We start from the raw sequence: 12,356 nt of genomic DNA on the forward strand, positions 1-12,356 counted from the left end.
TGGATTCGGGCATGCGATAAGGATTCACCGAGGTTAACGGGCACGGCGCAAATCACAATGCCCGAGGTGCCTGTGCAATGATGAGCGAGAGGAATGGCCTGCTGAATGCGTTCAAATCGCCCCCCAATGAAGCGCCACCTGATATCCCTCTTCTGTCTCTCGCTAGTGCCGCCAGCGCTGGCAGTACATTCCAAAAACGCCGGCCCGGAAAAGGTCGAGCTGAAGTTCAAGCTGCCGCCACCGGTGCCGCTTTCGCCGGAGGAGGCGATGAAGGCCTTCGCGGTCGAAAAAGGCTTCCGCATCGAACTCGTCGCATCAGAGCCGATGATCGAATCACCAGTAGCGATGAGCTTTGATGATCAAGGCCGACTCTACGTCTGCGAAATGCGTGGCTACATGCATGATCTCAATGGCGCGGGCGAAAAGGAGCCAACGGGGCGTGTTTCGTTGCTCGAAGACACGGATGGCGACGGGCGCATGGACAAGGCGAGCGTGTTCCTCGACGGACTCGTCATGCCGCGAGCCGTGCTCGCTGTGAACGGCGGTGCATTGATCGCGGTGCCGCCGAACTTGTTTTTCTGCAAAGACACCGATGGCGATGGCAAGGCGGACGTGAAGGACATCGTCGCCACCGACTACGGTACGCTCGGCGGACAGCCCGAGCACATGGCGAACACACCAGTTTGGGCCATGGATAATGCGATCTGGAGCGCGGGTTACAGCACGCGATTCAAACTGCGCAGCGGCGTCTGGCAAAAAGACACCGGACTTGGCCGCGGCCAGTGGGGCCTGTGTCAGGACGATGTCGGCAGGCTGTACTTCAATTACAACTCCGACATGCTGCGCGCCGATCTGCTGCCCACGGAGGCCTTCACGCGGAACCCACTGCTGCGCACTGCCGCCAGCATCAATGCCAAGCTCGCCGCCGACCAGACGCTGTATCCATCGCATCCCACGCCCGGCGTGAATCGCGGCTACGACCCTAAAACACTGCGCCCCGATGGCACGCTGCCAAAGCCCACCGGCACCTGCGGCGCACTCATCTATCGTGGCGGCACCTTTCCCGCCGCCTATCGCGGCAACGCCTTTGTGCCCGAGCCTTGCGGCAATTTGGTGAAGCGCTTCACCATGAGTGAGACCGACGGCATCGTGAAAGCGACAAACACTGCCAAGAGCAGCGAGTTCCTTACCTCCACCGATGAGCGCTTCCGCCCCGTGCAGGCCGCGAATGGTCCCGATGGAGCGCTTTACGTCGTGGACCTGTATCGCGGCATTGTCCAGCACCAGAGCTTCCTCACGCATTACCTCATCGCCAACATCAAGGACCGAAAGCTCGAGACGCCCTTCAATCAAGGTCGCATCTGGCGCATCGTGCCGGACACGAAAGAGCGCCCGCCTATCATGAAGGTCAGTAAAGACGTGAAAATGCTCACGCACGAGAACGGCTGGGTGCGAGACACCGCCCAGCGGCTCATCGTCGAGTCCGGCGATGCCTCCGCCGTGCCTGCGCTCAAAGAGATGCTGAAACACGAACACGCGCTCGTCCGCCTCCACGCGCTGTGGACGCTCGACGGCCTCGCAGCGATCACGCCGGACCTGCTGCGTCCTGTTTTGACGGATAAAGACACCCAAGTGCGCGCCGCTGCCGTGCGCATCGCCCCGCGTGACATGGCACCTGATTTGATCGCCATCACGACCGAGAAACAGCCGCTCGTGCTCGCGCATCTCGCCATCAAGCTCACCTCGCTCAATCTACCCGAAGCCGATGCCGCTGTGGCCAAATTGCTCGCGAGCAATGGCAAAAACACCCTCATTCGCGAAGGCGCGCTCACTGGACTGCGCGGCAAAGAGGCTGCATTTGCCAAACTGCTCACTGCACAACTCACCAAGGACAACAGCGCGCAAATCATGCCTGTGATCGAGGTCCTTGGCGTTTTACTGGCACAAGCCAACAAGGCGGGACCATTCGAAGACATGCTCGAACTCGCTGCTGCGCAGCCACAAGGCGGTGCGTTGCAAGTCGCAGCCATCAAAGGCCTTGCGACAAGCGGCGATCCCAAATCAAAAACGCCACCAAAGCTCCTGTGGCTCGATGCCGAGCCAGCGTCACTCAAAACACTCAAGAAAGCGATGAGCGATAAATCGAGCGCGAAGCTCTTCGCCAGCGTTGAGGCCCGACTCGCTTGGCCTGGAAAACCTGGTGCTCCAAAACCGCCCGTCATCGTGCCGCTGACGGAAACACAAACCGCCCTGTTTGAAAAAGGCAAAACCATCTACGCTACCCTCTGCGCCGCCTGCCATCAGCCGCACGGCTTCGGCCTCGATGGCCTCGCGCCGCCGCTCGTCGATAGCGAATGGGTGCTCGGCAAGACTGACGTGCTCGCCCGCATCGTCATGCACGGCCTCGCCGGTCCCGTGAAGGTCAGCGGCCGCACCTACAACCTCGCCATGCCGCCTTTGCCCCAACTCACCGATGAAGACATCGCCGGCGTCATCACCTACATCCGCCGCGAGTGGGAGCATACCGCCAGTGCCGTCGAAACCAAATCGGTCACCGCCATCCGCGATCAAAACAAAGGCCGCATGATGATGTGGACGGAAGAAGAACTGAAAAATCTCGGGAAGAAGAAGTGATTCTGGTTCGAATTCCATTTGGTCGGCCAATGAGCGCTATGCCGAGGTGTTTTCAATGTGCCCCCATCATAACCACACCAAACATGCCCTCCACCCGCCGCCATTTCCTCCAAACGACAACCGCCACACTCGCCGCATGTGCATTTGATTCACGATCGCTGGCCGCAGATGCGGTAGAGGCTGACGTGTGTGTTTATGGTGCAACTGCCAGCGGCATCGCGGCGGCACTCGGCGCGGCAGATGCGGGGGCGAAGGTGGTCGTCGTGGAGCCTTCGCGATGGCTCGGCGGCATGAGCGGTGGCGGATTGAATGCGATTGATTGGGGCTACAAGCGCTCGGTGGGCAAGATGGCGCTGAAGCTTCTCATCGAGAAGGACGACGTGGCGATGCGCGAACTCTACAAACGCGAACTTGCTCAGCGTGGCATCCCGGTGATCTACGAGCACCGGCTCGCGAGCGTGGTAAAGAAAGGCACGCACATTCGCAGCATCACGCTCGATCACGCACCGCCGGACAAGCTCGGCTGTCCCGCCGAGCAGCCTTTGGCAAAAAACGCGAAGACGGTGGCGGCGCGTGTGTTCATCGACTGCTCGTATGAGGGCGATCTGATGGCGAAATCTGGCGTGAGCTACACCTGGGGCCGTGAGTCGCGCGAGGAGTATGGCGAGTCGCTCGGCGGCGTGCGGCCCATCTTGATGCGCTACGACATCGACCCGTATGTGAAGCCGGGCGACCCGAAGAGTGGCCTGTTGCCGCTGCTGCAGGACATTCAAATCGGCCCGCTTGGCAGCGCGGACAAGCTCACGATGATGTATGCCTTTCGCTGGGTGCTCACGAAGAAGAATCCCATCCGCATCGAGAAGCCCGATGACTACGATCCGCGCCGCTATGAAATCTTCCGTCGAGGTTTTCAAAAGGGCGTGGACATGCGCGCGGGGCGCAAGATGCATATGCTCGGCGAATACGAAGAGAACAACGGTTGGGGCATCTTCAGTCCGAACTCCAGTCGTGCGCTGTGGGCGCAGTCGGTTGCCGGTGAGAACGCGGCATATCCCGATGGCGATTGGGTCACGCGCTCACGCATCTGGCGGGATCAGATGAACTTCGTGCGCGGCATGTATCACTTTCTGCGCACCGATCCGTCCGCACCAGCGGACCTGCGAGAGAAGGCGGAGACCATCGGCTTTCAGCGCGGCATCTTTGATAAGACGAACGGCTGGCCGCATCAGCTCTATGTGCGCGAGGCACGGCGCATGAAGTCCGATTACGTCGTCACGCAAAAGGATCTCATAGGCGCGGCGAACCCGGAGGACTCGGTGGGCCTCGGCAGCTATGGCGTGGATGATTGGTCGTATGCCACCATCTCGTACGAGGGCGGCATCGCGCTCAGCGGCGGCGAGTTCAGCATCATGAAGGCGAACCCGGCGCACAGCGGCATCCATCGCCTGCCGTATCGCGCCATCCGGCCGAAACAGAGCGAGTGCGAGAACCTCCTCGTGCCCGTGTGCTGCTCCGCGAGTCACATCGCGATGACGTGCATCCGCATGGAGCCCGTGTGGATCACGCTCGGCCTCTCCGCTGGCATCGCCGCCGCTCACGCGATCAAAGAGAACGTCGCTGTGCAGGCCATCGACTTCCCACGCTATCGCCGCGCCCTGCTCGATGCCGGCCAGATCCTCGAACTCAACGAAACCAGCGCCGCCGGCTGGAACTCGCGCGACGAATGGAACCAAGACAAACGCGGCTACGAATGGGTCTTCGATTCCATCGACGAAGACAAAGACGGTCGCATCTCACCGGAAGAGTATCGCGAGTTCCAAGCCTTCAAACAGAAGCACAAGGACTGGCAGGAACGGCTCAAGGCGAAGATCGGTGGGAAGTGAGCCGGGTCAGGAAGACGGCGATATTTTATAGCCAAGTTTGTGACAAAGTTCATTCCGGCCCCTACCTCGGAAACTGCATGAACCGATTCACTCAACAGCGCATCCTCAATGGCGATCTCGACGCTTATGGCGAGGTCGTGCGGGAGCATCAGGACATGCTGCTGGGGTATGCGCTGCGGCGGCTGAGTGATTGGACTCTGGCGGAGGAGGTGGTGCAGTTGACGTTTATCCGCGCTTATCAGCGGCTGGCGGAGTTTCGGGCGGAGGAGGAGTTTGGCGTTTGGCTGTGCGTGACTTGCAAATACCTGATCCTCACGGAGCTGGAAAAGAAGCGGCGGGAGACGAACAATCTGTCGAACTATCGTGAGCAGTTAGAAGTGGAGATTGCCACGGCGCTGACGGAGGACATGGAGCCGGATTTTCGATCGGATCAACTGGCCGGGCTGCGGGACTGCGTGGGGAAGCTGGGGCGCGAGGCGGCGGATCTGGTGGCGCTGCGCTATTTTAACAAGCGGAGTTGCAAGGAGATCGCGGAGCAGAAGCAGCGCACGGTCAGTTGGGTGACGACAACTTTGAACCGGGTCAGGAAAACGCTGCGTGAGTGCATGGAGAAGTCACTTCAATCGGGAGGAGCGTCATGAACGACGAACGATTTAACGAACTGCTGGAGGGATTTGCGGACGGGACGCTTAATGATAACGCGTCACGGGAGTTGCTGACGGCGTTCGCGGCGGACACGGATTTGAAAGCGCGATTTCTGAATGAACTTCGCCTGCAGAACTCGCTGCGTGGGCTGCCTTTGCTCGATGAAGCGGACCGCAGGGTGCAGGACGTGATGCAATGCATTCTACCTGGCAGGACATCACCTGATATGTCTGCTGCGGTGTTGTCGGCGCTGAGACCATCGAAGCCGATCAGGCGCTGGTATCCGGTGGTGCAAAGGGTGGCGGCTATCGCTGCGGTGATCGCGCTGGGATGGTTCGTGATGTGGAGTTTGCCAAAGGCCGAGGAGTCGCTCGCCATTGTCGCCCATCAGATCGATGCCACATGGTCGGGTGATCGGAAGCTCGCTGCTGGTGCGCAGGTCGGGAAAGGTCATCTGAAGCTTGCCGCAGGCGTGGTGCGCCTCGATTTCGCGAAGGACGTTCGATTGACTCTGGAAGGCCCGGCAGACCTGGAGCTCATCGGCCCCGGTGAGACCCGGCTTCATTCAGGAATGCTCACCGCGAATGTCCCGCCGGATGGCATTGGATTCCAAGTGCACACCGAGCGAGCCAAGGTCGTTGATCTCGGCACGACGTTCGGCGTGTCTGTCGGGACGAATGGTGCGACGGATGTAGCGGTCTATGAGGGACGAGTCGCAGTGACGTCGCTCGCCAGTCGTGAGGAGAAGATCATTGATGAAGGCGATGAGGTGACGCTCAACGAAGGCTCGGGTGCGCTCATGCCTCGGAAGTTCAACACGCGCACGTTTCGCGGCTGGCCGGTGTTGTTTGGCGTCGTGAACACGGGTGGCAAGATACGTTTTGCCTATCCGCAGCCCCATCTGAATCCGGCGGATGTCACCGATGCAGATAACATCGTGATCTTCCCCGAGCGTTTCGCGACCAAACTGAGGTCGGACTTCACCGTGAGCATCACTGACCCCGGCGACTACGGGCCGGAGGAGATCATCGGTCGCCAGGAGACGCTCACTGCGGGAAAGCGGCGCGTGAACACCTACCTCATCCAATACCATCCGCCGCAGGTGGACGATGAGGCCAAGTCCAATCCCAGGCGCTTCGTCGGCGAAGTGAGCTTTGACAGGTCGATCATCGCGATCATCGCCGATGGCGATCAACTCAAGGCCAGCGATCAAGTCTTGGGAAGGAAGCGCTTCGTGTATCCGCAGGGCTCGCAGCGTGCCCTCAAGAACGGTGACCACCTCTCGCTGAGCCAAGATCGCCGCACGCTCAAGCTCGACTGGCAGGCGACTGCGGACGGTGTGAATCAGATCCGCGTCATCGTGGATGTGTCCGATCCGCAGACGATGCGGTGATGAAGTGCTTCACTTCGTTTTTCGCCCGCCGCTGTGACATTTCCCGCACTGGCCCCTACTTCGATGACCATCCCTTTTATAAAACCATGAAAACGCTATTCACACTCACACTGATTGTTCTCTTGCCTGCGTCCTTCATGGCGAAGGCGGAGGACGACAAAGCCGCCCAAAGACAGGCCCGACGCAAGGCAGCGGAAGCCTCGCCAACAGGCAAAGCCACTTCCGATGCCTCGGTGCCGGTCAAGACGGGCCTTCGCCTGCCGAGCCTGTTTGGCGACCACATGATTTTGCAGCAGAACATGAAGAACACGATCTGGGGATGGGCCGACCCGAAAGAACAGATCACCGTCACGGCGAGTTGGGGTGCCTCGACCTCGGCGCAAGCCAATGCGGACGGTGGGTGGAAGGTCCTCTTGGATACACCTGCGTTCGGGACTGGGCATTCGCTGAAAATCACCGGCTCGAAGACCATCGAGATCAAGGACGTCGCAATTGGCGAAGTGTGGCTCTGCGCCGGGCAGTCCAACATGGGCTGGTCCACTGGCAACTCGGCCGAGGCGGAGCTGGAGGCGAACGTCAATTTGCCAAACTACCGCATCTTCAAATCCGCCCGCGAGCACTGGCATGAGCCGCTGAAAGAGAAGCGCGATCTTCTGGGTCAATGGAAGCCCTGCAATCCGGAGTCCGCCGCCGAGACCTCGGTTGTGGCGTATAACTTCGGCAAGAAGCTGCATCTCGCACTGAACGTTCCCGTCGGGATCATCCAGGAGGCTTACGCGGGCACGCCGATTGAAGGCTGGATGCCATGGGAGGTGCAGCAGGACATGGCGCAGTCGAAGGAGCAAAAGGCCGACATGGATCGCAGCGCGCAGCGGCAACTGGATGGCAAGGGCGAGAGCCGTGAGAAGTCGCTCGCCGCATTCCAGAGCGAGCTCGCTGATTACAACGCCAAGGTCGCTGCGGGCGAGACGATGAAGAACAGGGCTCGGGCGCTGCAGCCTCCCTACATCACCAAACCCGCCGACTTGGGGAATCAGTATCCGGCCAACATCTTCAACGGCATGATCTATCCCATCCGGCCTTATGGAATCAAAGGTGCCATCTGGTATCAGGGCGAGCGCAATTCCAAGACCGCGCCGCAAGCCGTTGCCTACGGTGAACAACTGAAGCGACTCATCAGCTACTATCGTTCGTCATGGCACGAACTCTCCGGCGGCAACGTCGCAAAAGACTTCCCGTTCTTCTTCACACAGTTGCCCAGTTGGGAGCCGCCGCAGACGCAGCCCGTCGAAGGCGTCGCGGCCACCTGGTCGGTCAACCGCGAATCGATGCGACTCGTCAGCATGGAGATGCCGCATACCGGCATGGCGGTCGGCATTGACTGCGGCGATCCCGTGGCCCTGCATCCGCAAAACAAGAAACCCATCGGCATCCGCCACGCCTATCTCGCGCTCAAGGAAGTCTATGGCAAAGACATCGTCCCCTGCGGCCCGCGCTATCTCCGCCAGAAGATCGAAGGCAGCAAAATCGTCCTCGAGTTCGACAGCATCGGCAGCGGTATGATGGCCGCCAAGCCCAGCAAGCTGGATGCCTTTGCCATCGCCGGAGCCGACAAGCAATGGCATTGGGCAGATGCCGAGATCGCAGGAAACAAGGTCATCGTTTCATCCAAAGAAGTGCCGACTCCTGTAGCCGTCCGCTACGCCTGGGCGATGAATCCATCGCAGCGCAATCTGCTCTACAACAAGGAAGGCCTCCCCGCCTCACCCTTCCGCACCGACACCTGGCCGCTCTTCGATCCCAACGATCCCGCCGTGCGCGTCGAGAAACCCGAAAAGACCGACGAAGCCCGCGATGCGAAAAGGAACTTCAAAGACTGGGAGCGGCCCAAGATGACGCAGTAATCGGCGACTTCAGTCGTTTAGATCAACTCTGGTAAAACCTACATTCAATGAAATACGCCCTCCTAACCGCTTTGCTGCTCGCCCCGCTGGCCGCGCTGCACGCTGCCCCGTCAGCCAAACCCAACGTCCTCATCATCCTCGTCGATGACATGGGCTGGGGCGATCCGCGGTGCTTCAATCCGCAGTCGAAGATCGCGACGCCGCACATCGACAAGCTGGCGGCGGAGGGGATGAAGTTCACGAATGCTCATGCGGGGGCGTCCATTTGTGTGCCGAGCCGGTATAGCCTGCTCGCGGGGCGGATGCCGTATCGCAATTGGAATGCTGCGGCGGCCAAGCGAACCGGGAAGGGCGAACTTAGCGCGCTGGAAAAGAAACATTTTCCGCAGCCTCAGCTTCAACACGAGCCGGGGCGGCTGAATCTCGCCACGCTGATGAAGCGGCAGGGTTATGCGACGGCTTGCGTGGGCAAGTGGCATCAGGGCATGTCTTCGAAGGCCGAGGCGGATGGCACGCTGAAGATGACGCCGGTGGACTTTGGCTTCGATTACTACTTTGGCTTCGATGCGCCGGAGCAAGGGCCGTATGCTTTCATCGAGAACAAGCGATTCGTCGTCGCGCCGACGGAGATGATTGAGGATCATCCGGGTGACGGCGTGACGAATCCCGAGACGCAAGGTGCGCATTGGCGCAAAGGTCTGGCGGCACCGGGTTGGAAGTTCGAGGGCTACCTTTCCACCATCGCGGCCAAGGCGGATGCGTGGCTGACGAAACAGTCGGCGAGCGGCGGCAAAGAACCTTTCTTCCTCTACTACGCCATCCCCGCGCCTCATGCACCGTGGGCGACGGCGAGCGAGTTCAAAGGCAAGAGTGGTGCAGGGCAATACGGCGACTATGTGATGAACGTGGACGCGATGATCGGCCAGGTGCTGGCGACTTTGGACAAGCTGAAGCTGCGGGACAACTCGCTCATTGTCTTCTCCAGCGACAACGGTCCGGTCTGGTATGCACAGGACATCGAGAAGTTCGGCCACCGCGCCGCTGGTCCGTGGAATGGGATGAAAGGTGCGCTCACCGACGCCGGACATCGCATGCCCTTCATCGCGAGTTGGCCGGGCAAGATCCCAGCGGGCACCTCGTGCGGCGAGTTGATTTGCTTCACCGACATGATGGCGACCGTTGCTTCGCTGCTCGGCGAAAAACTCCCAACCGACGCTGGCGAGGACAGCTTCGACATCTCACCTCTGCTGCGCGGCGAGAAACCCGCGCAACCCATTCGCAACGGCATGGTGCATGTGAACTACGGCTCCTACACGCTCGCGATCCGCGATGGCGATTGGAAGCTCATCCTGCCCTCAGGAGTCTATGCCGTGCAGGACGGCACCGTCACACCGGATCACGTCGTCGAGACCAAGGGCAAAGGACCCAACGACAAGTTCCAACTCTACAACCTCCGCACCGATCCCGGCGAGGCCACGAATGTCTTCACGCAAGAGCCGGAAAAAGCGAAGGAACTCTTCGGTGTGCTGAAGGCCGACATTGCTCGCGGGAGGAGTCGGCCATGAGACATTTTGCGCTCAGCATTGCACTTTTGAGCGCGAGCTTCGCGCACGCAGAGTCTCCACCCGCTGCGTCGCCGTTGCTGGATGTGTTCCCGGAGTCGAAAGCGCCGACGTTCTATGAGAAGCCGAGTGAGTTCGTCGTGTCGCAGCGGTTTCGTCCGGGAGCAACACGCTCCCAGTGGGCGGAGGGCGTGGATGAGCGGGTGGTGTTTCATACTTACCTCACGCACAAGTCCACCAACGAGCGCAGTTGGGAACTGCGTCTGGGCAAGGGCGGACAGATTTACTCCGTCGTGAGTTCCTTCGGTGAAGCGATGCCGCCGCAGAGTGCGCTGGCACCGTTTGTGGATGAAGTCTGGCAGATGGTGGCGATCAATACCGACTTGCTCGACCGGATGCCGGAGCTGGGGAAGAGCAAGATTCGCGAGGAATCAAACTCCTACATTCATCAGTCGGGCATGTATGTGGACAAGAAGGACCAGCCGCTCTCTCCGAAAAAGCCTTTCTACGCGCCGCTGCTGGCCACGCGCGAGGATGCGGCATCACGCTCGTATGCGATGATGAACTGGGGTCAGGTGCCCACGGCGAGCATTCATCGCAGCGATGTGCTTTTCACCACGCAGGTCCGGGATCTCGGCGTGGGAGTTATTGAGATGAGCTATCTGTGTTTCAACTTCGGCAACTTCCCGGTCAATGGCCTGAACACACCCTGGGGCGGTGTGCGCACATCGGTCTTCCCCGAACTGGTCCTTTCACAGCCCGACGGCAGCTATCGGTTTCACACACCCTTCAGCATCGACATGCCGGGCACTCATGGCGACATCGCCAAGACGGGCGGCTGGGCAGCAGCCACCCAGAATGCCGGGAACCCTGCCGCCTATTCGCTGGGCCTCGTCTTTGGTCGCGATCTTCACTGGCCGGAGCAACAGCAACTCCAGCGTGCGAAGACGCCAGGTTTCCAAAACTCGCCCAGTGTCTATGGAGCGGGCGATTCACGGCATGGCGTGCGCGATTACACCGTCATGGATGTCTCCTCACGCGTGATGATTCAGCCCGGCGAATGCTTCTTCCGCCGCGTCTTCCTGGTGCTCGGCACGCTCACCGAAGTGGCTGAGGCCGGACGCAAGCTGGAGTCCTTCGCCGACTATCAAATGATGGACTTTGCTGAGGCCGACACGCCCTTGCTCCCGCTCTATGCGAGGCCGCTCGACAAAGGCCAGATCGTCCCCACTCTCGAAACCCCGGCTCCCGATGCCAAACCCATCGCCAATCTATACGCCCGCCCCGCGAAGCACTCGAAGCCGCTCTTTCTCCTCCAAGAAGCTGCCACCGGTCGCTATCGCCTAACCACCGATCCCACCCTCCTCAATCGCAAGGAACACTTTGCCAATCCCTACCCCGCAGGCGATCCCAAACACGTCGCCTTCCAAAACCGGGTGCAATACGTAAACTACGAAGGCCGCGCGAAATCCATGACGCTCCTCGGTTACATCATGCCACGCGAGAAGACTGACTCCACTAAGCATCGCTACGCCACCCTCAGCAGCATCCCCGCACTCGCGGACCTCTTCCAAGCCGGTGAATCGTTGTCCGCCGATGCGCTCCTTATCAGAACGTCGGACAAGCTGGAGTCAGCCACACATTGAAAAACAACCATCCACCATGAAACATACCCTCACCCTCCTAACACTCGCCTTGTCGCTGGTCGGTCCGCTGGCTGCGCTGCACGCAGCCGAAAAGACAGCAAAGCAGCCGAACGTGGCTGAATCACTTCCGGCTGAAGATAAGAAACTTGCTCCGGATTGGGTGGCCTCCCCCGTTGCCGTTAGCTCCGCAATGGAGGGGCCGAAGACCGCTTCACCGGGGCTGCATTACTATTATCCCTTGCCACCCGAAAATCCCGCAAAAACACTGAAGGTGGATGTTTGTGTGTATGGGGGCACGCCCGCGGGCGTTACGGCGGCGGTTCAGGCCGGACGCATGGGCAAGAACACTATTCTGGCTGTTTTCCGGCGGCATGTCGGGGGAATGACCTCCGGCGGATTGACGGCCATTGATATTGGCAACCGGGTGTCGGTGGGCGGGTTGGCCGGAGAGATTTTTTGCAATTTTTCCAAGCTGACAGGATTTAGCAGCGGTGCGGCGGAGAAATATTTTCGCGGGCAATTGGATCAAGCGGGTGCGCAGGTCCTGTTTGAGCATCGCTTAAAAGACGAGAGCGCAAAAATGATTTCGGATTTGGAACCTGGCGGGCATTGTTGGGCGGCGATTAATACTGGAGGGCAGGGCGAGGGTTCATCAGCGCTCTAGTTCGGGCGGTGCTGGCCAGCAGGTG

General features: G+C 60.0%; 8 protein-coding genes. All 8 read left to right on the plus strand.

Translation table 11 applies throughout. The features are described from left to right. Positions 1 to 126 precede the first annotated feature (126 nt). Positions 127 to 2,634 carry a c-type cytochrome gene (locus ACKVY0_RS19390; RefSeq protein ID WP_409216491.1) on the plus strand — a complete coding sequence of 836 codons (2,508 nt, stop codon included), beginning with the start codon at positions 127 to 129 and terminating at the stop codon, positions 2,632 to 2,634. Between the two features lie 83 nt (positions 2,635 to 2,717). Then, positions 2,718 to 4,517 (plus strand): FAD-dependent oxidoreductase, encoded by a 1,800-nt coding sequence (locus tag ACKVY0_RS19395; RefSeq protein ID WP_409216492.1) that lies wholly within the window; start codon positions 2,718 to 2,720, stop codon positions 4,515 to 4,517. 77 nt (positions 4,518 to 4,594) lie between these two features. Next, positions 4,595 to 5,158 carry an RNA polymerase sigma factor gene (locus tag ACKVY0_RS19400; RefSeq protein ID WP_409216493.1) on the plus strand — a complete coding sequence of 188 codons (564 nt, stop codon included), beginning with the start codon at positions 4,595 to 4,597 and terminating at the stop codon, positions 5,156 to 5,158. After that, a complete protein-coding gene (locus ACKVY0_RS19405) occupies positions 5,155 to 6,555 on the plus strand; it encodes a FecR domain-containing protein (RefSeq protein ID WP_409216494.1) in 1,401 nt (466 codons plus the stop codon). Before ACKVY0_RS19400 ends, ACKVY0_RS19405 begins: the two co-directional genes overlap by 4 nt. 86 nt (positions 6,556 to 6,641) lie before the next feature. Beyond that, the gene (locus tag ACKVY0_RS19410; protein WP_409216495.1) at positions 6,642 to 8,459 is read left to right on the plus strand and encodes a sialate O-acetylesterase; all 1,818 of its coding nucleotides are present in this window, start codon (positions 6,642 to 6,644) and stop codon (positions 8,457 to 8,459) included. 47 nt (positions 8,460 to 8,506) lie between these two features. Continuing rightward, positions 8,507 to 10,024 (plus strand): sulfatase family protein, encoded by a 1,518-nt coding sequence (locus ACKVY0_RS19415; protein WP_409216496.1) that lies wholly within the window; start codon positions 8,507 to 8,509, stop codon positions 10,022 to 10,024. Then, positions 10,021 to 11,667 carry a hypothetical protein gene (locus ACKVY0_RS19420; protein ID WP_409216497.1) on the plus strand — a complete coding sequence of 549 codons (1,647 nt, stop codon included), beginning with the start codon at positions 10,021 to 10,023 and terminating at the stop codon, positions 11,665 to 11,667. Before ACKVY0_RS19415 ends, ACKVY0_RS19420 begins: the two co-directional genes overlap by 4 nt. A gap of 16 nt (positions 11,668 to 11,683) precedes the next feature. Continuing rightward, on the plus strand, positions 11,684 to 12,331 hold the full coding sequence (locus ACKVY0_RS19425; protein WP_409216498.1) for an FAD-dependent oxidoreductase: 648 nt from the start codon (positions 11,684 to 11,686) through the stop codon (positions 12,329 to 12,331). The last annotated feature ends 25 nt before the right edge of the window (positions 12,332 to 12,356 follow it).

Origin of the sequence: Prosthecobacter sp. (genome assembly GCF_046154365.1) — a bacterium.
Classification (GTDB): Bacteria; Verrucomicrobiota; Verrucomicrobiia; order Verrucomicrobiales; family Verrucomicrobiaceae; genus Prosthecobacter.

Excerpts from the sequence above, each read along its gene's own strand:
- ACKVY0_RS19400 (WP_409216493.1), top strand. The coding sequence starts at position 4,595 with ATGAACCGATTCACTCAACAGCGCATCCTCAATGGCGATCTCGACGCT.
- ACKVY0_RS19420 (WP_409216497.1), top strand. The coding sequence starts at position 10,021 with ATGAGACATTTTGCGCTCAGCATTGCACTTTTGAGCGCGAGCTTCGCG.
- ACKVY0_RS19395 (WP_409216492.1), top strand. The coding sequence starts at position 2,718 with ATGCCCTCCACCCGCCGCCATTTCCTCCAAACGACAACCGCCACACTC.
- ACKVY0_RS19410 (WP_409216495.1), top strand. The coding sequence starts at position 6,642 with ATGAAAACGCTATTCACACTCACACTGATTGTTCTCTTGCCTGCGTCC.
- ACKVY0_RS19415 (WP_409216496.1), top strand. The coding sequence starts at position 8,507 with ATGAAATACGCCCTCCTAACCGCTTTGCTGCTCGCCCCGCTGGCCGCG.
- ACKVY0_RS19390 (WP_409216491.1), top strand. The coding sequence starts at position 127 with ATGAAGCGCCACCTGATATCCCTCTTCTGTCTCTCGCTAGTGCCGCCA.
- ACKVY0_RS19425 (WP_409216498.1), top strand. The coding sequence starts at position 11,684 with ATGAAACATACCCTCACCCTCCTAACACTCGCCTTGTCGCTGGTCGGT.
- ACKVY0_RS19405 (WP_409216494.1), top strand. The coding sequence starts at position 5,155 with ATGAACGACGAACGATTTAACGAACTGCTGGAGGGATTTGCGGACGGG.